The sequence below is a fragment of the candidate division KSB1 bacterium genome, from assembly GCA_024655945.1.
Classification (GTDB): Bacteria; Zhuqueibacterota; Zhuqueibacteria; order JANLFK01; family Oleimicrobiaceae; genus Oleimicrobium.
In genome coordinates this window covers 1-23,204 of record JANLFK010000002.1, presented here as the reverse complement: position 1 = coordinate 23,204, position 23,204 = coordinate 1, and the positions used below count along the sequence as shown (strand labels likewise).

The window sequence follows — 23,204 nt, the reverse complement described above, 5'->3', positions numbered from 1 at the left end:
TGGGAATGCAGAGAGGGGTCGGACGATGAAGATTGTCGTGTGCATCAAACGCGTACCTGAGGCGGCCGAGGCCATCCTCAGGATCGACGCCTCGGGCAAGAAGCTGGTGGAAGATACTCTCACCTTTGGCATCAACGAGACCGACAACTATGCTTTGGAAGAAGCTCTCCTGGTCAAGGAGAGACTGGGCGGCACCGTCACCTTGGTCACCGTGGGGCCCGAGGCCGCCGATGAGGTGTTGCGCATGGGACTGGCAAAGGGTGCCGATGACGGGCTGCGCATCACTCCTCCCGAAGGGGAGGAACTTGACCCCTTTGCCACAGCCTGTTTGCTGGCGCGAGAGATTCCGCCCCTCGCTCCAGACCTCGTCCTTACAGGGTGTGTAGCTGCCGACGACGGAAGCGCCCAGGTTGGGGTGAGTCTTGCGGAGCTGTTGCACATGCCACACCTTTCCCTGGTTGTCGCCATGGAAGTAGGTGCGGACGGCCAGGTTCTGGCGCGCAGAGAGTTAGAGGGTGGGCTGCAGGGAGAGTTCACCCTCCATCTGCCGGCGCTCTTTACCGTGCAGAGCGGCATCAACCAACCCCGCTACGCCTCAATCCTCGGCATCAAACGAGCATCTGCCAAGCCCATCAAGGTGGTACAAAGCTCAGCGGCTGACAGTGTCATGTGGGAAACCCGCGCCCTGGCCTTTCCCACAGCCGAGAAGAAGGCAGAGATCCTCCACGGCACCCCAAACGAAGTGGCCGAACAGTTGGTATCGCTGCTGAAAGGCAGGGCACTGCTATGAGTCGGGACGTATGGGTTCTCGTCGAACACCGGCAGGGGGCGATAGGCGAGATAACCTTCGAGCTGCTGACAAAGGGTAGACAACTCGTCGATGAATTGGGCGGCTCGCTGTGGGCGGTGTTGCTAAGCGCCGAGCCGGAGGCGATGGTAGAGGCACTGCGCGGTGCCGCCGACAAAATAGTTGTGCTCGCAGCGCCTTGCTTCGCACAGTTCCACTCGGACTACTACCAACGCGCGCTCTTGCCCTTGGTTGAGAGGGAAAGACCTTTTTTCCTGCTGTTGGGCCACACCCCTTATGGCTGGGAGCTTGCTCCCGCCTTGAGCACAGCATTGCGGATGCCGCTGGCACCCGGCTGTAGCAATGTGTGGCTGGAAGGGGAAACGGTGGTGTGCAGCAGGCCGGTGTATAGTGGCAAGATTGCCGCGGAAGGTACTCTCCGGCCCAACTGGGGCTACATGGTCACCTTTCCTCCAGGCACATGCCAGGCTACTCCAGGGGCAAAGTCTGGAGAAGTGGTGCGCATCGAACCTCCAGCGCTCCAGGCCATTGCGGAAAAAGTTTTTGCGCGCTTTGTGCAGGCACCGGCTGGCGAAGTCGACATCTGCCAAGCGCAAAAGATAGTATCCGTAGGAAGAGGTCTCCGAGAGAAAGAGAACATTAGATTGGCCGAGGAGCTGGCGCGGAGCCTGGGCGCCGTGGTGGCTTGTTCACGTCCTATCGTCGATGCGGGGTGGCTACCCAAAGACCGACAGGTCGGGTCTTCCGGCAAAACAGTCCGCCCCAAGCTCTACGTGGCAGTGGGCATAAGCGGCGAGTTCCAACACCTGATGGGCATGAAAAGTGCTGAAACCATTGTCGCCATCAACAAGGACCCCAATGCGCCAATCTTCAGTGTCGCGGATTTTGGCATCGTTGATGACCTGTTCAAGGTGTTGCCCGCGTTGACCGCCGCAGTGAGGACGGCCAAGGCTGGATAGCGACGAGAGACTGGCGAACGGAGCCTTAGAATCCATGCCGAGACCCATCGTCCCAATCCCGGAAATTCGGGAGGCCATCCTGGAGCAGGGCGGGCAGGAGGCCTATAAGTGCTACCAGTGCGGCAAGTGCATGAGCGCCTGTCCGTGGTTTGCGGTGCAGCTGACCAATTACCCAGTATATCGCTATCCGCAAGCGGTGAAGCTGGGTTCCGTCACTGCCACCGAGGACAAGGAGGAGCTGGCCGCCGAGATGGTGGACATCTTCTGTTGCCTGGGCTGCGAGGCCTGTCGGAAGAGCTGCCTACGCGGCCTCGATATGCCAGTCGTGCTGCGCGCCGTGCGTCGCGTGCTGGCCGACTTTGGCAGCGTGCCGCAGGAGATAAGAGCTGCGATGAGCAAGGTGGGCAGTAGCGGCAACCCCCTTGGCGAACCACCTGAGCGACGGGCCCTCCGGGCGCAGGAGCTCACCATATCCGCCTTCTCGCCTGAGCTGGAATGGTTGTACTTCCCCTGTTGTGTGCCTGCCTACAACCAACGCGCGCAATCCATGGCCAAAGCCACTGCCAGCATCCTGCGCCGCGCTGGCATCTCCTTTGGCATCCTTGGCCAGAAGGAGTCATGTTGCGGCGAGAGCATGCGCAAGGTTGGCGCAGAAAAGCTCTTCTGGGAACTGGCGGAGGCTAACCTCACCGCCTTTGGCGCGGCCGGGGTACGGCGCATCGTCGTCAGTTCGCCCCATTGCCTGGCGGCGTTTTCTGCGGACTATGGCGAGCGAGACGGGCACCTTGCGGTAGTCCACGAAACGCAGCTATTCGCGCACCTTATCAGCCAAAGGAGAATTGTGCCTCAGAAGCAAACGCCAAGGGTGGTGACCTATCACGATCCCTGTCTCCTGGGGCGCAAACAGGGGATATATGACGAACCACGTTCGGTGCTGCGCAGCATCCCAGGACTGCGTTTGGTCGAGATAGAGAACTTTTCGCGCGATCAGAGCATCTGCTGTGGAGGGGGAGGCGGTGGTCTGTGGTTGGATTGGCCTGTGGAAGAACGTGTCACCAATGTCCGGATCTTGCAGGCTGCGCGCACTGGGGCTGATACGCTGGCCATTGCCCGCCCCTACTGTTTGCAGATGTTCGAGGATGCCACAAAGGTGCTCAATCTCCGCCTGGAGGTGAAGGCCGTGAGCGAGCTACTCTCGGAGGCATTGTAAACCATTTTGGAATGGTGCACCAAGGACCTGCAGCCGCCGCGGAAGTCCAACTGTCCTCTTACAGGGAGAGACAATGCGGTATCGGGTGGGTGAGTACGAACTTTGTTTTCTCCAGGATGGCGCCTTTTGGCTCGATGGCGGAGGCTATTTTGGCGTCGTCCCGAAGGTGCTCTGGCAAAAACTGGTGCCCGCCGACGAGAACAATCGGGTGCGCCTGAGTATCAATCCTCTTCTGGTGCGGACTCGCGAGCATCTAGTGCTCATCGACCCAGGTCTCGGAGACAAATGGGACCAGCGGCTGCGCTCTATCTACCGAATCGAGCGGACCCCGTCTCTGCAGGAATCGCTGGCGGCCCGCGGGTACGGAGTCGATGAGATTGACATCGTCGTGGCGACGCATCTCCACTTTGACCATGTGGGGGCCTGCACTGCAGTGGATGCCGAAGGAAACGCCGCACCGGTGTTCCCTCGCGCGCGGCACTTTTTCCAGAGAGGGGAGTGGGAGGATGCCTTGAACCCAAACGAACGGACGCGTGCCGCCTATGTGGACGCCGATTTTGTCCCCCTGGCTGCAGCTAACCTCGTGCAGTTTGTCGTGGGCTCCTCGCGCATAGTAGAGGGTGTGGGGGTGGAGGTTACCGGCGGACATACGCGGTGTCATCAGATCGTGCTCATTGAGTCCAAAGGGGAAGTGGCAGCCTACTTCGGCGGCATTCTCCCCGCTGTGTCTCATCTGCTCATCGCCTACACCATGGGTTTTGATCTCTATCCGGTGACCGTCATGCACAAGCGACGTGAACTGTACCAGCGCGCCATTGAGGGAAGGTAGCTGGTTTGTCTTGAGCATGACTGCGCGATCCGCCCCGGGCACTTAGAAAGGGAAGGCGAAAGGTACCGGTTTGTTCCGGTGGTGCAGGAAGCGGACAAGGATCGATGGCCTTTGTAGAACTGCCTCGTGAGCAATCGGGAGGAAGCCGGCATGACGCTCGACGAAAGGTTGCAAAACGTTGCCGTGATCGGTGCTGCAGGCAAGATGGGGACCGGCATCGTGGCGCTGCTTGCCGTGGAGATGGCCAAGCTGCGCGCCAAAAGAGAGAACCGCCACAAGGTCTATCAGCTGCACTGCATCGACGTCAACGAAGCAGCACTGGACGCCCTGCGCGCCTATGTGAAGACGCAGGCAACAAAGGCGGCAGAAAAATCCATCGTTGCTCTGCGCGACCTCTATGCGGATCGCGAAGATCTTGTGGAAAACTCTGAAGTCGTCGCAGAGTTTGCGGACACCGCCTTGGGTATCTTGTGGCCCGGCACGGAGTTGGCGGCCGCAAGACGGGCGCATATGGTCTTTGAGGCCGTTATTGAGGACACGGCCACGAAGGTGGGGCTGCTGCGGTCGCTACGCGATCTGTGCCCGGAGGACACCTTCTTTTTCACCAACACGTCTTCGATTCCCATTGGCCTTTTGGACTGGGAGGCTGGTTTGAGTGGACGGTTGATCGGCTATCACTTCTACAATCCGCCCGTGGTGCAAAGGCTGGTGGAGGTGATCTGCCCAGCCAACATCGCCCCGGAACTGCGCGAGCTGGCTTACGAGCTGGGCGCGCGGCTGGGCAAGAAACTCTTTCCGGCCAATGACATTGCCGGCTTCATCGGGAACGGCCATTTCTCGCGCGACGGCCTGTATGCCTGCCAGGAGGCGCAACGATTGGCTGCGGAGTACAGCTTGGCAGGTGGCGTGTACCTGATGAACAAAGTGTCGCAAGATCTCCTGCTCCGGCCGATGGTGATCTTTCAGCTGATTGACTACGTGGGCGTCGACGTCTTCTACTTCCTGCTCAAGGTGATGGATGAACACATTGAGGGCGAGGAGCTGCACAGCGAACTGATCGACCGCTTTTATCAGCTTGGCATCGTTGGCGGCCAACGCAGCGATGGCAGCCAGAAGGATGGCATCCTGAAGTACGAGAAAGGACGACCTGTGGCCATCTACGACTTGGAAAAGAGGGAATACCGAGCCTTTGACCCAAAGGGATGGACGAGTGAGTTGGACGCAAAACTGGGTCCTTACCCCGAAGGCTACAAACCATGGAAGGAACTGCTTGCTGCGCCAAACAGGGAGGAATATCTGCGCCACTTCTTCGCCACGCTGTTTGCCTCCGGTACCTTGGGCGCCCAGCTTGCCGAAAAGTACCTGCGGCACTCGAAGGCGGTGGGTCAGATGCTGGTAAGCACCGGTGTGGCCAGTTGCGCTGATGACGTGAATGGCGTGTTGGTGAACGGTTTCTACCACCTGTACGGCCCAATCAACGACTTCGTGTGAGGCTCACGTTGAGGCACGTTGCCGGTACCCAGAGCCTTTTTTGCGAAGCGTTGGACGGGGAGAAACTGCCACTGAGGCTCGGAACTGGGAGAGCCGTAGGGGAGGAGTGGTGCAGAGATCCAGAGGGCGCCGACCGCTGAGGTGAGGCGCTTTCGGACAATCGGGTGGAAAGAATATTTGACAGCCAGCGGCAGGTTAGCAAGGCTGGCGGTTCGAACAAGGTAGTGCGCAGGACAGAAGAGGAAGGAGGCATGAGCAAGCTGAGGAGGGGGGTCTTCGCAACAGCTGGATACAACACCATCTCGATGGGGTCCGGTCGAGACGAATTCCATCCGAAAAAGCCACGACCGGGCATTGAGCACTACATCCTCGAAGCAGGCCGGGGAGCAATTCGGCAGATTGGCTCAGCCGAGCTTATCGACGAGGCGGTCATTGGCAACTTCATGGCCGCGCGCTTTTGCCGCCAGGGGCATTTGGCAGCCTTCCTGCCCGCCGTGGACGAGGCGCTGCGCTTCAAGCCATGTACCCGCACCGAGGGCGCGTGCGCCTCGGGTGGTTTGGCGGTATATACCGGCATCAAAAGCATCTTGGCAGAGACTGCCGAGGTTGTCCTGGTAATCGGAGTTGAAGTGCAGAACACTTTCAAGGCGGTGTACGGGTCGGACATTCTGGCCGGGGCAGCACACTATGCGGGCGAGCGAAAGGCGGGGCATGCCTTCTTCTTCCCAGCCAAGTTCGACGAGCGCGCCGCCGCCTACTTTTCCCGTTTCGGGCAGGAGCGCACCAGACGAGCCATGGCCATGTGGTATGTGCAGGCCATCGAAAACGCACGGCGTGAGCCGAAGGCGCAGGAGTACCACAACAGAGCCGAGGACCTTTTCGCTCTGGGCATGACCCCTCCCAACCCCAAGGTTTTCCTGCCCAATCTAGACGTCTACGATTGCTCCAAGGTCTCTGATGGTGCTTCGGCCATTGTGCTGGCCTCTGAAGAGGGTTTGGCGCGATTGGGCATCCCGCGCGCGCAAGCAGTGCAGCGGATCGGCATGGGTGTGGCGGAGAACGACATCACCGCCGCACCACCGGAGTTGACGGAACTGACTACCACCCGCGCTGCAGTTGACAAAGCCTACAGGATGGCGGGAGTCAAACCCGGCGACATCGGTGTGTGTGAGGTGCATGATCGTTTCACGATTAGCGGACTCCTTTCGCTGGAGGCTGCTGGGTTTGTGAGAGCGGGGGGCGCGCCTGATTTTGTAGCAGGCGGCGAAACGCGACCAGGCGGTACCGTTGCCTGTAACACCACCGGAGGGCTCATCGGTTTTGGCCACTACACCGGGGGTACGGGCGTAAGACAAGTTGTGGATGTCTGGCGTCAACTGACCAAGAACGCCGGTGAGTGCCAGGTAAAACTTCGCCCCGAGCGCCGCCTTGGGATGAGCATTAACATGGGGGGGAACGACAAGACAGTTACCGTGTTCATCTTTGCCCCTGCACAGTGATCAGCCCGAACGGGAACCTTAGGCAGAAGGGTGGGGCAAGCGTGAATTTCTGTCTCTCCGGAGGACGGCGCCGTGACGCCTGCGGGGCCCTCCTGCTCTTGCCGACAGCGGAGATCCTTAGTGACCGGCTTCAGGAGCACGTTGCCAAGCCCGCCTTTCTTGGCCTGCTTGGTCGTGCTGCCCACGCCAAGAGGCGCCGAAAGTCAGCTCCGTGTCCACACGGGTGCCCTCTTCTCGAGGAAGGCGGCAAGCCCTTCGTAGGCTTCTCCGGTGAGGAAGGTCTGGACGAACGCCTCGTTCTCCACCGCGCTCCCTGCATCCAGATCGAGCCCCAGACCTTGGTTGATGACCCGTTTTGCCAGTCGCACGGCCTGTGGGCCTTCGCTGGCGATGGTACGGGCCAAATCCAGCGCTGCCGGGAGCACCTCCTCATGCGGGACGACCCTGTCGACCAGGCCGATGTCCAGAGCGGTCTGTGCGTCGATAAGTTCGCCTGAAAGGATGAGCAGCTTGGCCCGCCCCGGTCCCACCAACCGGGGAAGGGGCTGGGTACCGGCAAAGCCGGGAATGAGCCCCAGGTTTACCTCAGGCTGCCCGAACCTGGCTCGCTCCGACGCGATGCGAATATCGCATGCCATTGCCAACTCGCAGCCCCCCCGAGAGCGAAGCCGTTGACGGCGGCGATCACCGGCGTATCCGTGGTTTCGATCTTGCGGAAAAGCTGTTGGCCAAAGGCCGCAAACGCGCCCGCTAGCTCGGCGGCAAGACTTCTCAGTTCTCCTATGTCCGCCCCGGCCACAAAGGCCTTTCCCTGCCCAGTGAGGACTACCGCCCTAATGGTCTGGTCATTGGCTATTTGGGAAAATGCCTCCCATAGCTCATGCAAGAGAGCGCTACTAAGGGCACTTAGGGTTTCTGGCCTCGTAATCCTTAAGAGACCCACGCCTCCGTCAAAAGATTTCTCAATCCACTCAAAATTTCCGCTGCGATATACCATTGCTCCGCACCTTATGCCTGTCGTCTCCAGTCAGACTGCAAGCCATGCAAGTCCTATGCGCTACTTTCGGCATGGTCTGGCTCGATCTCAAAAAGGGGCTGGCCCCCGTCCACCAGTGCCTCTTCAGCGCAGTTGAGTCTGCTCACCGTGCCGCTGACCGGTGCGCGAATGTCATGTTCCATTTTCATGGCTTGCAAGACGGCGAGGCGGTCACCCACGCGCACGCGGTCACCTGGGTGCACAAACAGGCGAATGAGTTTGCCGGGCATCGGGGCGCGCACCTAACCACCGTGTATGACTGGTCGGCCTGTGGCGCCCGGTTCGGCTGATAGGCGGGTCGCCCGCTTGACGGTAAGCCCGCAGCCGCTGATGCACACCTGGTAGTCCCCTCCCTGGCACACAAGGTACACCAGGCGCGTCCGGCTGTCTCTCGTGAGCAACCTGCTGGTAGGTGTCAGCTCTTGGCACGCCACGCGCATCGTCTTACCATCCACGGTGACCAGGTAGGCGTTCCCTTCTTTGTGGAGCGTGATGTGGTGTGTGTTGCCATCTATTTCCAGTTCCAGTTCCACGTCTGTCTCCGGCGTCAGTGGGCCATGCCGACTTTCCAGCGCCCGATCCGCTGCCACGGGGTGATTTCCTTGGGGGTGCCGGAGCGCGCAGTTCGCCTTCGCTCGAACTCGGCGACTGCAGCCGCCAGCAAAGCATCCAGTTGTGCCTCCTTGTCGGAGGCAGCACGCAAGAGTTCATCCATGAAGCGTGCCAGAAAGGCAGTAGTCGTCTCACCGGCAACGAACGCCGGCTGGTTCATTATCGCGCGTAGGAATGGAATCTCCGTGCGCACCCCCAAGATCACATACTCCTGCAAAGCCGCCACCATGCGGCGGCGAGCCTGCTCACGATCTTGTCCCCAAGCGATGACCTTGGCCGACAACGGGTCATAATGGACGCTCACCTGGCACCCAGGGAAGAGGCCAGAATCAGTGCGGACCCCCGCGCCGCGCGGCTCTTGAAGCGCCAGCAGGGTTCCTGGGCAGGGGAGAAAATCATGCGCCGGGTCCTCGGCGTAGATGCGACACTCAATAGCATGTCCGCGCTGGGTAATTTGCTCCTGACGCAAATGGAGCGGCTCGCCACTGGCGATCAATAACTGTTGACGGACAAGGTCTACACCGGTGACCGACTCAGTTACAGGGTGCTCCACCTGGATGCGTGCGTTCACCTCCAAGAAGTAGAAGGTGCCATCTTTCCCCAGGAGGAACTCCACAGTACCGGCGTTGGTATAGGAGCAAGCCTTTACGACTTTTGGTGCTGCATCAGCCATTCTCTGCCTGAGGTCGTCGTCGAGGGCAGGAGAAGGGGATTCCTCAACTACTTTCTGATATCGACGCTGCATGGAACACTCGCGTTCGTAGAGATGCACAGCGTGGCCATGATGATCGGCCAACACCTGGAACTCCACATGGCGCGGCTCCTCGAGGTATTTTTCCAGGTACAGAGAGCCGTCACCGAAGGCCGACTCAGCCTCGCGGATACCTGCTTCGAGGGCCGCTCTCAGTTCCCCCCGATGACGGACCAGGCGCATGCCTTTGCCCCCGCCACCTGCCGAGGCCTTGACCAAGAGGGGATAGCCTAATGCTTCGGCTTCAGAGGTGAGGACGGAAAGCTCGGTGGTCTTGAGCAGCATTCCAGGTATGGTGGGTACGCCAGCCCTGGCAACCGTGGCCCGCGCAGCCACCTTGTCGCCTACGAGGGCCAGAGCCGCGGAGCAGGGGCCCACAAAGGTGATGCCTTCTTGCTCGCAGCGTTGGGCGAAAGCGGCGTTCTCTGCGAGAAAGCCGTAGCCGGGATGAATGGCGTCGGCACCAGTGTGGCGCGCTGCGGCAATGACCGCGTCAACTCGCAAGTAGCTCTGCAGGGGAGGGGCCGGACCGAGGCACACCGCCTGGTCGACAAGCTGCACATGGAGAGCATCTTCATCCGCCTCCGAGTAGACAGCCACCGTCTCTACCCCGAGCTCGCGGCAAGCACGGATCACGCGCACCGCGATTTCCCCGCGATTGGCCACCAATACCTTGCTCACCATGACCTCATTGACCTCCGGACAGATCCTCGGGCCAGCGGGGGGTCCGTCTCTCCAGGAAGGCGGCCATCCCCTCTTGCGCCTCGGACCCTGCCCGCAACCGGGCTATCATTTCTGCGGTGAGCGATTTCGCCTCCTCGAGCTCCTGGTGCGCCACCTTTTCCAAGAGGAGCTTGCACGCTGCCATGGCCTGTGGCCCGTCGGCAAGCAGCTGTTCGATCCTGCGCTGCACCGCCGCATCAAGATTCGCCGGCTCCACCACTTCATTCAGCAGGCCAATGGCCTGGGCGCGTTCGGCGGAAAGCCGCTCTCCCCTAAGAAAGAGCTCGCGGCAGTGCCCCTCGCCGATTTTTTTTAGCACATAGGGCGAAATGCATGCTGGCACCAAACCGATGCGCACCTCGCTCAAGCTAAAGACGGCGTCGCGCTGCGCCACGGCCATGTCGCAGGCACACACAAACCCCATGCCGCCGCCGATTGCCGGCCCGTTGACCCGAGCGATGGTCGGCTGCGGCAAACGATAAAGCAGGTGCATGCACTCCGCCACCTGAGGAGCGTCAGCCAGATTGTCAGCGACGCTGTAATGTGCCGTCTCCTTCATCCAGTTGAGGTCGGCACCAGTGCAAAAGGAGGTGCCGTTTCCCGTGAGCACCACGACGCGCACTTTGGGAAACTCGGCAGCTAACCCGGTGAAGACGTCGATGAGTTCCGCCAGCATGCGAGCGTCAAAAGCGTTCCGCACCTCTGGCCGATTTAGCGCCACTGTTACGACTGGGCCTTGTGGGCGGAGTGGTATGGTTTGGTACTCAGTCATGGGTAAGCGCACCCGCGAAGCCAATGGTCAGCTCTGCGCCGTCTTCCAAAGAGCCATGAGCGGCGCCTCTTGTCCCCTCGCTGGGTTGACCGACGGAGACCTGTGCATGCGCGCGTTCCCTGGCCTTCGAACTTGTAGCAGACGTGGGCCGTCAAAGGTCGCCCTGAAAGCTCCTTTCACTGTCCATCTCTTGTGACATGGCCAAAGGTAACATTTGACCACTGCAGCAACGGGACGGCGTACCCTGGCCGGTTCACATCCTGAAGACGCCGTAGCGCTGTTCGGGGATAGGCGCATTGAGCGACATGGAGATACCCAACCCCAGCGCCGTACGAGTCTCAAGGGGGTCCAGCACTCCATCGTCCCAAAGACGCGCCGTCGAATAGTACGGGCTGGCCTGCTGCTCGTAGAGCTCCACGATTGGCCTGCGGAACTCCTCCATTTCTTGCGGCGTCATCGTTTTGCCTTCCCGCTTGAGCGCCTCGAGCTTGACGGTGAGAAGGACATCGGCAGCCTGGTCACCACCCATGACACAGATGCGCGCATTGGGCCACATCCAAAGGAGGCGTGGGTCATAGCCGCGCCCGCACATGGCATAGTTGCCGGCGCCGTAGGAGCCGCCGACGATGACCGTGAACTTGGGCATTGGCCACTGCGTGCACCAGCTTTGCGCCGTCTTTGGCAATGCCCCGTGCTCGTACTGCTTGCCGACAATGATCCCGGTGATGTTTTGCAGGAACAGAAGGGGAATTCTCCTCATTGTGCAAAGTTCAATGAAATGCGCCCCCTTGAGGCTTGATTCGCTGAACAGCACGCCGTTGTTGGCAAGTATGCCCACGGGGTAACCCATGATGCGCGCAAACCCGCACACCAAGGTGGAGCCATACAGCTGCTTGAACTCCTGAAAGCGGCTTCCATCGACGATGCGGGCGATAACCTCGCGGATGTCATAGGGCTTGCGCAGGTTCTTGGGAATGATGCCGTACAGCTCCTCAGGGTCGTAGTAGGGATCTTCCGGTTCGGCAACGTCGATGGGGAAGCGGTGTGGCGGATCCAGGCACTCGATGATATTCCGGCAGATCTGCAGGGCATGTTCATCGTTCTCGGCGTAGTGGTCCGACACACCAGAGATGCGGCAGTGGACATCTGCGCCGCCCAACTCCTCGTCGGTAACTACCTCGCCGGTGGCCGCCTTTACCAAGGGTGGACCGCCAATGAAGATCGTCCCCTGGTGTCGCACGATGACCGTCTCGTCGCTCATGGCTGGCACGTAGGCGCCGCCGGCGGTGCAGGAACCCATCACAACGGAAATTTGCGGTATCCCCATGGCTGAAAGGCGAGCCTGGTTGGAAAAGATGCGCCCGAAGTGGTCACGATCCGCGAACGTGCCTTCCTGCAGAGGCAGGAATATGCCCCCGGAATCCACTAAGTACACGCAGGGCAGGCGGTTCAACATGGCCACTTCCTGGGCGCGCACGTGCTTCTTGATGGTCATTGGGAAGTAGGTGCCGCCCTTGACGGTCGCGTGGTTGGCGATAACCAGGACCTCTCGCCCATGCACCACCCCTATCCCCGTGATGATGCCGGCGGCGGGCGCCTGGTTGTCGTACATATCAAAGGCGGCAAGAGGGCTCAACTCTAAGAAAGGGGTGTCAGGGTCAAAGAGCTTGCCCAGTCGCTCGCGGGCGGTCAGTTTGCCGCGAGCCTTGTGCTTCTGATGCGCTGAGGGGGGCCACCCTTCTTTGCCTCGGCAATGCGCTGCCGCAACTCCTCCACCAGACGCAACATGTGCTCTCGGTTTTCTTTGAACTCTGCTGAAGAGGTGTCGATACGGCTCTCGATGCGGAACATTGCCTGGTGCGTTCTCCTCCCGTCAGTGCTAACCATGGATGCTTGCGGCGACCCTTTCCAGGCCAGCTCCTCTGGCGTCGCCTTCCCTTTGCACCGAGGACACGGTGGCGGGTAGTCCGCTGCGCATCTCACCAGTGGCTAAAGGGAAAACCTGCCTCCCGTGCTGGTGCAGAGGACTTGGCAACGACGTGGGCCCTCGGCTGCGGCTACTCCGGCACCGCCTTGTGCCCATAGCAGACGATTCCAGCGCGGCGCCGCGCGAGGATGCGCCTGAATTCAAGTCGTACTGGCATGCCGATACTTAGCTGCTCCGGTTCACAGTCGACCAGTTGGGTGCATAACTTGGTGCCATCTGCCAAGCGCACCACTGCCAAGGCATACGGAGCCTGGTCCAGGAAAGTGCTGGGGGCCACGCGCACCACGGTGAATGTTTCCACCACTCCTTGCATTGGCAAGCAGACGGTGCGAAACTCCCGGCTCTTGCATTCTGGACAGACCAGCCGAGGAGGGTAGAAAGTGGTACCACAGTGCGCGCACTGTCCTGCCTCGAGGCGGTAACGACGCGGGATTTCGCGCCAGTACTTTGGTACAGACATCAGAGCACCTCCAGGATATGCACCAGTGTGCTGCCACCGGTGCCGCCCATGTTCTGCGTGAGCCCCGCCCTTGCGCCTTCTACCTGCCGTGCACCTGCTTCGCCACGCAGTTGTTGGACAATCTCCACCACGTGGGCCACTCCGGTGGCTCCCACTGGATGTCCTTTTGCCTTCAGGCCGCCGCTGGTGTTCACCGGCAACTTGCCGCCTAAGGTGGTTACGCCAGATGCAGTCGCCTCCCCGGCTTTTCCTCTCTCCAGGAAACCCATGGACTCCAGCACGATGAGCTCAGCGATGGTGAAGCAATCGTGCAGTTCGATGAGATCGATATCCTCGTGCCTTTTCCCAGCCATGGCCAAAGCCCGCTCCGCAGCCAGTGCCGTTGCCTGGAGGTAGGTGAGATCGCTGCGACTATGCAAGGCGATTGTGTCGGTGGCGTGCCCACAACCAATGAGCTTGACAATGGGCTTTTTGCAGATCTTCTTGGCGGTGGAGAGGGAACAGATGACAACTGCGGCCGCTCCGTCAGTAATCGGAGAGCAGTCCAACACCCGCAGCGGGTCGGCGACGACCAGGGAATTGAGCACGTCCTCGACGGTTATCTTGTGCGGGAATTGGGCGTGTGGGTTCATGGAACCGTGATAATGGTTCTTCACCGCCACTTGGGCAAGTTGCTCGCGCGTGGTGCCGAACTGGTGCATGTGTGCCCTGGCCATCATGGCATAGAGCGCGGGGAAGGTAGCACCAAAATAGACTTCGTATTCCTGGTCGGCCGCTGTGGCCAGGGCAGCGGTGGCTTGGTCGGTGCTCACGTCCGTCATCTTTTCCACACCTCCCACCAGCACCACGTCGCTCACGCCGCTGGCCACCTCCAAGAACCCTACCTTGAGTGCCAAGCCTCCTGAGGCGCAGGCGGATTCGACCCTGGCTGCCGGGATGTGGCGCATCCCCAGGTAATCGGCAAGCAGCGACGCAAGGTGCTCCTGGCCGACAAACAGGCCGCTGCTCATGCAGCCGACGTACATGGAATCGATGCGCTCCACGCCGGCGTCGTCGATGGCCTTGAGCGCCGCTTCAACAAATATGTCGCGCAGTGACTTGTTCCACAGCTCGCCCCACTCGCTCAGCCCGACACCAATGATGGCTACTTCGCCTGCCACGTCTACCTCCATCGGTTAGCATTCACGCAGCGTGTCCAGGGGCTATTCCTCTGCCATGACGATCTTGCCTCGGAACTTGGCGTAGGTGCCGTAGTCGATGTACTGCAGGTTTTTGCTGACGATATCCCAGGTACGAGGTGCGGCGTCCCGCACTTCGTCGATGCAGGGGGTGACACGCCACACGAAGCCGTCGCTTCAGGCGCCGGAGCCGTATGAGACCATGAAAATGCGCTCGCCTGGTTTAGCGCTGTCTAAGATGGCCGTCAGACCCAGGGGTGAAGAGGCAGAGTAGGTGTTGCCAATCTTGGGGCAGAGTAGTCCCGGCTTGATTTGTTCCGGGGTGAAGCCAAGCATTTTCCCCACGCGAAGTGGGAATTTGCCATTTGGCTGGTGGAATACCGCGTAGGAAAAGTCCTTCGGCTGCAGTCCCGCTTTGGCCAGCAGACCGCGAGCTGCCGAGACGATCGTGTGAAAGTAAGCAGGTTCCCCAGTGAAACGCCCGGCGTGTTTGGGGTAGAACTGGTGTTCCCGCCGCCAGGAGTCCGGGGTATCGGTCATGTAAGAATAGGTGAACTCGGCTTCGGCTACCACATTGTCTGAGCCCATGACGAAGGCGGCCGCACCTGCCGAGGCAGAATACTCCAAGGCATCACCGGGGGCGCCTTGCGATGTGTCGGCGCCCACGGCCAACGCATACTCAACCGTTTGCCCAGCAACCAGCCCCAAAGCTACGAACATGGCCTCGCTGCCCGCCTTACAGGCGAACTCCAGGTCGGCGCAGTGCACGTCGGGCGTAGCGTCGATCGCCTCGGCGACCACTGTGCCCGAGGGCTTTACGGCATAGGGGTGTGACTCGGAACCCACATAGACTGCTCCGATCGTCTTGGGGTCGATGCCTGCGCGTGCCAAGGCGTGACGAGCTGCGCAGACCGCCATCGTGATGGCGTCCTGGTCGGGAGCAGGCACCGACTTTTCTTCCAACATTAGGCCACGACGGTACGTGGGGGCGTCCGCCCCCCAGATCTTGGCGATCTCCTCGATGCGTATGCGATGACGTGGCACATAGGCACCGTAGCCGACTATGCCTACCATGGTCCTCCCCTCAGTTTGGTTTGTGTCTTTGTCCTCACAGCAAGCGTTGCGACTGACTGGTGACCTCTGAAAGCACCTCTACCATGTGACGCGCCCGGCGGTCGTGCGGGTCGAGTGCCAGTGCGCGTTTGAAGCAGGCCAGAGCCTGCTGGTCCTGGTCAAGGTGGCTGTAAGCCATGCCCAAGTGGTAGAAGGCAGCCGCATCCTTAGGAAAGGCTTCAGTAAGACGGCGCAATACCTCCGCTGCTTCCTGGTGCTTTCCCATCGCCGAATAGATGATGGCCATGTCGTAGAGCACGATGAGAGATTCCGGGCTCTTTTCCAGGCACTGCCGGTAAGCCTGCAGCGCCTCGTCGCGGCGCCCCATGTGGTAGCAGGTCAAACCGAGCCAGTGGTAGGCGATAGCACATTGCGGGTCAATTTTGGTCACCTCACGAAAAGTCTTCCGCGCCTCCGCCAACTTGCCCTGCCGGTAGTAGGCCATGCCCAATTGATGCCGTGCACTCGCGCAGCGGGGCACCTTTTGCAACAGTTTTTGGAACAACTCCACCGACCTGCTCAAGGAACCGGCAAAGTAGAAGCTCTGTGCCGTTCGGCAAAGGAGATACGGATTCTCCGGAGCCTGGCGCAGCGCCGCGGCGTATTTCTCCGCAGTCCAAGGATCGCAAAAGGTGGGAAGCAAGCGCAAACCGGCTTCGACGTCCTCGCGAGTGCAAACACGCTGTGCTTTGTCCATTGTGACGTCTCCCGTCATGGAGCCACCTTCGGCTCGGGTCTTCCGTGCAAGGCAAGACGGAGGCTCGCCTGCGTAGCCTCAAGGTGGTGCTGCCTAGGCGAACACGATCAGGAGCTGATTCTGCTCCACTGACTCCTTTTCCTTTACTTTCACTTCTTTGACCGTTCCGGCGCATGGTGCCCGGAGTTCGTTCTCCATCTTCATTGCTTCCACGACGAGCACCCCTTGACCAGCTTCAACCGCGTCGCCCTCCCGTACCCTGACTTCCAAAACCAAGCCGGGCATAGGTGCCCGGAGCTCCCAAGCCCGTTGGTGCCCTTCGGCCGCGCCGCCCAGTCGCGCCAGGGCCTCTCTCTGTGCATTCTGTGCACGGCAATGGTAGACGCGTCCGCAGTGGGCAACCCAGGTTCCTGCTGCATTCCGCTGCACCTCGAAGGAAAAGGAGCGATTACCAAACAGTACCGCATACTCGGTTGAGCTCCCGATGCGCGTCATGGTAATGGGCACGACGGTGCCATCCACGATGGCAGTGGCGCAGTGGCCTTGGCAACGCAGGTCAAATTCCAATTCGTGTCCATCGATCTCGGCGCGGTATCGCATAGGAGGAATGTTCCAAGTCAGGTCCTTGGCAAACACTTTCAGTACGTTTCGAGTGCCCGCCGCCGCCCGGCAATCTTCCAGGCTCCCATCCGGGGTGAGGCGCTGTCCGAGGGGCGCGGCGATACTTGTCGTTGGCTTTCCAGCATGCAGGCGAGCGACGCCATTGCTGCCAGGAGCTGGCGGTCGGCCGGTGCGGGTTCCGCTTTCTGTTTGGCGAACTCTTCCTGGATGAAGTGGGTAGAGAGCCTGCCTTCCACAAAACGTGGGTTGGCCATCACCGCAAGGTGGAAGGGTATGGTGGTTCTCACGCCCATGATGGTGCATTCGCTCAGTGCGCGTCGCATGCGCGCGATAGCCTCGGCGCGCGTCTGTCCCCACACAACGAGTTTGGCGATGAGAGGGTCGTAGTGAATAGAGATCTGGTCTCCCTGGCCGATGCCGGAATCGACCCTCACCCCCGGTCCTGCGGGCTCGCGATAGCTGCTCACCGTGCCTGTGGAGGGAAGGAAATCATTGTAAGGGTCCTCGGCGTAGATTCGGCACTCGATGGCCGCGCCGTGCCAGCGCACCTCCTCCTGCCGGAAGGTGAGCGGCAAGCCCGCCGCGACGCGTAACTGCTCCTTGACGAGGTCGATGCCGGTTACCATTTCGGTCACCGGGTGCTCCACCTGCAGTCTGGTGTTCACTTCCAGGAAGTAAAAGTTGCGCTGACCATCCAGGAGGAACTCCACCGTGCCCGCGTTGAGGTAACCCGCTGCCATCGCGGCCCGTACCGCCGCCTGGCCCATGGCCGCGCGCAACTCCGGGTCGACGATCGGGGAAGGCGCCTCCTCCACGACCTTCTGGTGGCGGCGCTGGATGGAACACTCTCGCTCCCCCAGGTGGCAGACAGTGCCGTGGCTGTCGGTAATGACCTGAATCACCACGTGCCGTGGTCGCTCAAGGTACTTTTCTATGTAGATGCGGCCGTCCCCGAAAGCGGACTGGGACTCTGAGCGGGCAGCCCTCACCGCTTCGGGGAGTTCCGCTGGCGTACGCGCGATGCGCATGCCCTTGCCTCCGCCACCGGCTGCTGCCTTGATGAGGAGCGGGTAGCCAACCTGCTCCGCCACCCCTGTGGCTTCCTCGACGGAGTTAATGGTCTGTTCCACGCCGGGGACAATGGGTATGCCGGCACTACTGGCCATCTTGCGGGCGGCAATCTTGTCGCCCAGCAGAGCAGTGGTTTCTGGATGCGGTCCCACGAAGACCAAACCGGCGGCCTGCACCGCCCGTGTAAAGTCAGCATTCTCGGCCAGGAAGCCGTACCCCGGGTGACTGGCCTCTGCGCCTGCCTGCAGTGCTGCCTCGACGATGCGCTCTTGGCAAAGGTAACTCTCAGTTGCCGGTCCTGCGCCGATGGGGAAGGCGTAGTCGGCGTAGCGCACATGGCGTGCGGAGCGGTCCACGTCCGAGAAGATGGCCACCGTCTCGATGCCCAGCTCCCTGCAAGCCCGCATGATGCGGACGGCGATTTCGCCGCGATTGGCGATGAGCACCCGCCTGAACATGCTCACTCCGCTCTCCCTCTGGAGCGCCCACGACAAGGAGTAAGAGGGTCCGTGTTCACAGTGCTATGCTCCGAGGTAGCCACCAGTCACAAGGGGATGTTCCCATATTTTCGCCGCGGTACAGGCACCGCTTTGCTGTCCAGAAGGGCCAAGGCTCTAATGAGGCGAGGTCGCGTCTCGTGTGGTTCAATCACATCGTCCAAATACCCGCGCTCGGCAGCTTTGTAGGGATTGGCAAACTCCGCCCGAAACTGCGCCACCTTCTCCTCGAGAGCCCGCGCTGGATCAGGAGCCTGCGCGATCTCCTTCTTGAAGATTATCTCCACAGCCCCCTGCGGCCCCATGACCGCAATTTCGGCCGTCGGCCAGGCGTAGTTAACGTCCCCGCGGACATGCTTGCTGCTCATCACATCGTAAGCCCCGCCGTACGCCTTGCGCGTAATGACCGTCAGCTTTGGTGCGGTGGCCTCGCAGTAGCCATAGAGAAGCTTTGCTCCATGCCTGATGATGCCCCCAAACTCCTGGGCGGTGCCTGGCAAGAAACCGGGGACGTCCACAAAAGTCACCAAGGGAATATTGAAGCAGTCGCAAAAACGCACGAAGCGGGCCCCTTTGTCCGACGAATCGATATCCAGCACCCCAGCTAATACCGCTGGCTGATTGGCCACGATGCCAACGGCTCGCCCCCCAAGGCGGGCAAAGCCCACTACCAAATTCTGCCCAAAATCCTTGTGCACTTCCAAGAATTCGCCCCCGTCCACGACTCACTTGATGACCTCCTTGATATCGTACGGCTTGGTGGGACTCTCGGGCACAATATCGTCCAGTTCCGAGTCCTGGCGGTCCGGCGGGTCCTCGCACGGTGCAGACGGGGGGTCCTCCAGATTGTTCAGCGGCAGATAACTGAAGAGCCTACGCGTGGTGCTCAGTGCTTCCGCCTCCGAGGTGCACGCAAAGTGGGCCACGCGCGACTTGCTGCTGTGCACCTCTGCTCCCCCCAGTTCATTGAAGGTCACCTCCTCGTGGGTGACCGTCTTCACCACGTTCGGGCCGGTGACAAACATGTAGCTGGTTTCTTTTACCATGATGATAAAATCGGTGATGGCAGGCGAGTAGACCGCGCCCCCGGCGCATGGGCCCATGATCACGCTGATTTGTGGAATGACGCCCGAGGCCTGGGTATTCCGCCAGAAGATCTGCGCATAGCCACCAAGGCTCTCCACGCCTTCCTGGATGCGTGCCCCCCGGAATCGTTCAAACCGATCACCGGGATCGCCAGGTTCAGCGCCATATCCATGGCTTTGCAAATCTTTTCGGCGAAGGTTTCGGACAATGAGCCACCGAAGACGGTAAAGTCTTGGGAGAAGACAAAGACGGGGCGGCCCTCTATGGTGCCGTGTCCGGTGACCACGCCGTCGCCGAGGTAGCTCTCTTTGTCCAAGCCAAAGTCGCGGCAGCGGTGGCGTTTGAACATATCATACTCTTCGAAGCTCCCGTCGTCCAAGAGCAGGTCTAACCGTTCGCGGGCGGTCAGTTTTCTTTGCGGTGCTGCGCTTCGATGCGCTGCGGGCCGCCGCCGAGGCGGGCCTGTTTCCGGAGGCGCCGAAGGTGAGTTAGTCGGTCATCAGAGGGTATGCTCACTATCCGCTCCTTTGGCGGCAACAATTTCCAGTGTGCCGTCGCGTTCCATCACCTTGCCGATTTTCACCCGGACGTCGTGATCAAGAGCAACCAACCATCCCTCGGCCGCAAGGCGGGGGAGGAGTTCCTTCTTGGCCTCCAAAGTGCGCAAGGGAAAGGTGTCCACACCGGCAATGTAGGCGAAGCGCACGTGGGCAGCCGTGGGCAGGAGGTCGCCCAAATAGGCAAGCCGCTCGCCTTTCGAGACGATCTCCACCATTTGGTGGCCGCGGCAGTGGCCACCAGTGAGCCGCACGGCGATGCCTGGCAATATCTCACAATCGCCCTGGACCAGTCGCAGAAGTTTGCGTTTTTCCAGCAGCCTGAGGTGATCAGTGAAGTAGGCGGCCGCGGTGCGCTCGTTAGGCCTCATCGCGTCTTCCCATTCCCACTCTTGCACCACGTGCCTCGCCTTGGGAAAAGTCGGCTCAGAGGCCTCCAACGAGCCACTGGCCACTCCTCCATCGTGATCGGCATGAAGATGGGAGAGGATGACCATGTCAACGTCTTCCCGGGCCAACCCCGAGGCCTGCAGCCCAGCCAGCAGACGGGAAGGCGCATGAAGGCCAAAGATGCGCCGCTGCTTGGCGGTGAGCAAGTCGCCCATGCCTGCATCGATGAGCACTGCAGCGTGCGGAGTGCGAACAAGCAGGGTGTTCATGTCCAGCGGTACTAAGTTGTCTTCGTCCACCGCCACCAGGTTTCGCCAGATGGTCTTCGGCACCACCCCGAACATGGCCCCGCCGTCCATCTTGAACGTGTTGTCGACAACCGTATGGATGTCGAATTCTCCCAAACGCATGCTCACGCGTTCCTGGAATAGTCGCTTGTGGAGGGAGGCACTCGCAGTACCCAGGCCAGACTCACTTTCACTGTTCCCTTTTCCTCCGCTCGCTGATTTCGCGGCGCACATAGTCGATGATCTCCTGCAGCGAGGTGCCGGGCGTGAAGAGGGCCCCGACCCCCATCTGGCGCAGGGCATGGATGTCTGTGTCGGGAATGATGCCGCCCCCGAACAGGAGAATGTGGTCGGCCCCCTGGGCGCGGAGGAGCTCTAACACCTCAGGAAAGAGCGTCATGTGGGCCCCTGAGAGTACGCTCATGCCTAGCGCATCCACATCTTCCTGGATGGCCGCACGCACAATGGCCTCGGGCGTCTGGCGGAGGCCCGTGTAGATGACCTCCATGCCCGCATCCCGCAGGGCGCTGGCGATGACCTTGATGCCGCGATCGTGTCCATCTAAGCCGGGCTTGGCAAGCAACACGCGGATGGGTCGTTCCACACTCGCTCCTGTCCCGCGCACCCTCAAATGAGCTCCGGCTCCTGGTACTCGCCGAAAACGCTGCGCAGCACATCCACGATTTCACCTTCAGTGGCGTACACCCGCACGCACTCCAGGATGGCCGGCACAGTGTTTTCCGTCCCCTCGGCGACGCGCCGCAAATCGGCAAGAACCCTCTGGACCCTGTCGTTGTCTCGTTCGGCCCGCAGGCGCTTGAGCGCCTCGCACTGCTCCCGCTCCACGGCAGGGTCAATCTCCAGGATAGGGATGGTGCCGGTGTCCCCCTCTTCTGTGAAACGATTGACCCCCACGACGATCCTTTCTTGGTTCTCAATCTGACGTTGATAGCGATACGCAGCCTCGGCGATTTGCCGCTGAAGGTAGCCCTGTTCTATGCACTTGAGTACGCCCCCGCGCTTTTCGATCTCCGCAAAATAGGCTTCGGCTCCCTTCTCCATCTGATCGGTCAATGCCTCTACGAAGTACGACCCTGCCAAGGGGTCGATGGTATTGGCCACACCGATTTCGTAGGCCAGGATCTGTTGGGTGCGCAGGGCAATCTTTACCGCATGTTCGGTGGGCAAAGCATAAGTCTCGTCCATGGAGTTGGTGTGCAGGCTCTGGGTGCCCCCAAGAACACCGGCGAGTGCCTCGTAGGCCGTTCGGATGATGTTGTTTTCCGGCTGTTGGGCGGTGAGGCTGCAGCCGGCGGTCTGGGTGTGGAAGCGAAGCAGCCATGACTCCGGCTGCTTCGCACCGTATTTGTTCCGCATGTACCTGGCCCAAAGGCGACGCGCCGCCCGATACTTGGCCACTTCCTCAAACAGATCAAGGTGAGCGTTGAAGAAAAAAGAAAGCCGCGGCGCAAAGACGTCTACATCCAAGCCGGCGGCGATGCCAGCCTCCACATAGGCGAACCCATCGGCGAGCGTGAACGCCAGCTCTTGCACCGCCGTACAACCGGCCTCGCGAATATGGTAGCCGGAGATGGAGATCGTGTTCCACTTGGGCACAGCTGGGCACAGAAGGCCATCGTGTCCGTGATGAGGCGCATGGACGGCGCGGGCGGGTAGATCCACTCCTTTTGGGCAATGTACTCTTCTCAACTTGACTGAGTTTTTGCGGAACTTCCCGCCGTTCTCGGAACCGGACACGGAGGCCCTGTAAAGAAAAAGAGGCGATCTTGCCGATAAGGAAAGCAGAAACCCTTTATCGGAGATCGCCTCATGTTTAAGATCGTCCGGTTTCCCAAAAAGCTTGGGTCGTTTTTCGAGCCCCTCCGCGACAGCTTCCTCTGGAATCACTTCGAATATTTCCGAATCCTGGTCCTACTTGTAGCGTTTGCTTTCGGCCGACGCAACATCTCCGCCCTCTATCGTCAGCTGGACCCCCCGCGGCCGACCTCACCGTACTCGCTTCAACAATTTCGTTCTCGTCCAGAGGTGGAAGCCGGAAGAGGCCCTTGCCGCGACCGCCGACCGGTTGCTCACGGCCCTCAAGCCGCGCCCGGGCGACCGAATCTATCTTGTGATCGACCACACCGAGAAGGCGAAACGTGGCGGCCAAAAGACCGACGCCGCCGAAGACAGGCCCACCAAAGCGATGCAGGCGGTCGAGTGGATCTACGACGGCTCGTCGGGCCAGAAGATTCGAGGCCACCAGTTCGTCTGTGCGACCATTGTCTTGAGCGGCGTGCAGATCCCGTTTGGAATCCGGCTCTATGTGAAAAAGGAGCACTGCGCGAAGCTCGGGATCCCCTTCAAAAAGACGACGCAGCTGGCCGCAGAACTCATCAAGGCCTTTCAGCCCCCAAAGGACGTCAAGATCACTGTGCTCTTTGATTCCTACTACCTCTGTCCAACGGTTGTGAAGGCCTGTCGCCGCAAGGGCTTTTCCTTCATCGCGCCGCTGAAGAGCAATCGAAATCTCTTCAGGAACGGCCGGCCTTGAGCTTCCGGCCGTTCCT

18 protein-coding genes and 5 pseudogenes are annotated in these 23,204 nt (G+C 60.5%); 7 read left to right on the top strand and 16 right to left on the bottom strand.

The window, feature by feature from the left end:
• The first annotated feature begins 25 nt into the window (after positions 1–25).
• The 6 genes from NUW13_03180 to NUW13_03155 all read left to right on the top strand — a co-directional run bounded on the left by NUW13_03180 (position 26) and on the right by NUW13_03155 (position 6,796).
• Positions 26–790, top strand: a complete 765-nt coding sequence (locus NUW13_03180) for an electron transfer flavoprotein subunit beta/FixA family protein (protein ID MCR4438029.1) — start codon at positions 26–28, stop codon at positions 788–790.
• Positions 787–1,767, top strand: a complete 981-nt coding sequence (locus tag NUW13_03175; protein ID MCR4438028.1) for an electron transfer flavoprotein subunit alpha/FixB family protein — start codon at positions 787–789, stop codon at positions 1,765–1,767. The genes NUW13_03180 and NUW13_03175 overlap by 4 nt, the downstream gene beginning before the upstream one ends.
• A 34-nt stretch (positions 1,768–1,801) precedes the next feature.
• Positions 1,802–2,977 (top strand): (Fe-S)-binding protein, encoded by a 1,176-nt coding sequence (locus tag NUW13_03170; GenBank protein ID MCR4438027.1) that lies wholly within the window; start codon positions 1,802–1,804, stop codon positions 2,975–2,977.
• 73 nt (positions 2,978–3,050) lie between these two features.
• Positions 3,051–3,806, top strand: coding sequence for an MBL fold metallo-hydrolase (locus tag NUW13_03165; GenBank protein ID MCR4438026.1), 756 nt, complete (start codon positions 3,051–3,053; stop codon positions 3,804–3,806).
• A gap of 150 nt (positions 3,807–3,956) precedes the next feature.
• Complete coding sequence (locus tag NUW13_03160; GenBank protein ID MCR4438025.1) at positions 3,957–5,297, top strand: 3-hydroxyacyl-CoA dehydrogenase family protein; 1,341 nt, start codon at positions 3,957–3,959, stop codon at positions 5,295–5,297.
• Between the two features lie 251 nt (positions 5,298–5,548).
• A complete protein-coding gene (locus NUW13_03155; protein ID MCR4438024.1) occupies positions 5,549–6,796 on the top strand; it encodes a 3-ketoacyl-CoA thiolase in 1,248 nt (415 codons plus the stop codon).
• A gap of 203 nt (positions 6,797–6,999) precedes the next feature.
• Here NUW13_03155 and NUW13_03150 read toward each other — a convergent pair.
• From NUW13_03150 to NUW13_03075, 16 genes and pseudogenes are all read right to left on the bottom strand, one after another.
• Positions 7,000–7,793 (bottom strand): annotated as a pseudogene (locus tag NUW13_03150) (enoyl-CoA hydratase-related protein).
• 53 nt (positions 7,794–7,846) lie between these two features.
• Complete coding sequence (locus NUW13_03145; protein MCR4438023.1) at positions 7,847–8,062, bottom strand: acetyl-CoA carboxylase biotin carboxyl carrier protein subunit; 216 nt, start codon at positions 8,060–8,062, stop codon at positions 7,847–7,849.
• Between the two features lie 12 nt (positions 8,063–8,074).
• Positions 8,075–8,365 (bottom strand): hypothetical protein, encoded by a 291-nt coding sequence (locus NUW13_03140; protein MCR4438022.1) that lies wholly within the window; start codon positions 8,363–8,365, stop codon positions 8,075–8,077.
• Positions 8,366–8,379: 14 nt separating this feature from the next.
• On the bottom strand, positions 8,380–9,879 hold the full coding sequence (locus NUW13_03135; GenBank protein ID MCR4438021.1) for an acetyl-CoA carboxylase biotin carboxylase subunit: 1,500 nt from the start codon (positions 9,877–9,879) through the stop codon (positions 8,380–8,382).
• Positions 9,880–9,883: 4 nt separating this feature from the next.
• Positions 9,884–10,690, bottom strand: a complete 807-nt coding sequence (locus NUW13_03130) for an enoyl-CoA hydratase/isomerase family protein (protein MCR4438020.1) — start codon at positions 10,688–10,690, stop codon at positions 9,884–9,886.
• 253 nt (positions 10,691–10,943) lie between these two features.
• Positions 10,944–12,541, bottom strand: a pseudogene (locus tag NUW13_03125) (methylcrotonoyl-CoA carboxylase).
• A gap of 206 nt (positions 12,542–12,747) precedes the next feature.
• Entirely contained in the window at positions 12,748–13,137 is a 390-nt protein-coding gene (locus NUW13_03120) for a Zn-ribbon domain-containing OB-fold protein (protein ID MCR4438019.1), read from the bottom strand.
• Entirely contained in the window at positions 13,137–14,297 is a 1,161-nt protein-coding gene (locus NUW13_03115; GenBank protein ID MCR4438018.1) for a thiolase domain-containing protein, read from the bottom strand. The genes NUW13_03120 and NUW13_03115 overlap by 1 nt, the downstream gene beginning before the upstream one ends.
• 42 nt (positions 14,298–14,339) lie before the next feature.
• Positions 14,340–15,389 (bottom strand): annotated as a pseudogene (locus NUW13_03110) (hydroxymethylglutaryl-CoA synthase).
• 34 nt (positions 15,390–15,423) lie between these two features.
• The gene (locus NUW13_03105; GenBank protein ID MCR4438017.1) at positions 15,424–16,125 is read right to left on the bottom strand and encodes a tetratricopeptide repeat protein; all 702 of its coding nucleotides are present in this window, start codon (positions 16,123–16,125) and stop codon (positions 15,424–15,426) included.
• A 93-nt stretch (positions 16,126–16,218) separates the two neighbouring features.
• A complete protein-coding gene (locus NUW13_03100) occupies positions 16,219–16,725 on the bottom strand; it encodes an acetyl-CoA carboxylase biotin carboxyl carrier protein subunit (GenBank protein ID MCR4438016.1) in 507 nt (168 codons plus the stop codon).
• Between the two features lie 38 nt (positions 16,726–16,763).
• A complete protein-coding gene (gene accC, locus NUW13_03095) occupies positions 16,764–18,275 on the bottom strand; it encodes an acetyl-CoA carboxylase biotin carboxylase subunit (protein MCR4438015.1) in 1,512 nt (503 codons plus the stop codon).
• An 86-nt stretch (positions 18,276–18,361) separates the two neighbouring features.
• Positions 18,362–19,910 (bottom strand): annotated as a pseudogene (locus NUW13_03090) (acyl-CoA carboxylase subunit beta).
• Positions 19,900–20,757: an MBL fold metallo-hydrolase gene (locus NUW13_03085; protein MCR4438014.1), complete on the bottom strand. Its 858-nt coding sequence runs from the start codon at positions 20,755–20,757 to the stop codon at positions 19,900–19,902. The pseudogene NUW13_03090 and the gene NUW13_03085 overlap by 11 nt, the downstream one beginning before the upstream one ends.
• 67 nt (positions 20,758–20,824) lie before the next feature.
• A complete protein-coding gene (locus tag NUW13_03080) occupies positions 20,825–21,238 on the bottom strand; it encodes a cobalamin B12-binding domain-containing protein (GenBank protein MCR4438013.1) in 414 nt (137 codons plus the stop codon).
• 23 nt (positions 21,239–21,261) lie between these two features.
• A pseudogene (locus NUW13_03075) lies at positions 21,262–22,340 on the bottom strand (methylmalonyl-CoA mutase family protein).
• Between the two features lie 239 nt (positions 22,341–22,579).
• Between NUW13_03075 and NUW13_03070 the strand changes: the two are divergent.
• Positions 22,580–23,188, top strand: a complete 609-nt coding sequence (locus NUW13_03070) for a transposase (GenBank protein ID MCR4438012.1) — start codon at positions 22,580–22,582, stop codon at positions 23,186–23,188.
• Positions 23,189–23,204 lie beyond the last annotated feature (16 nt).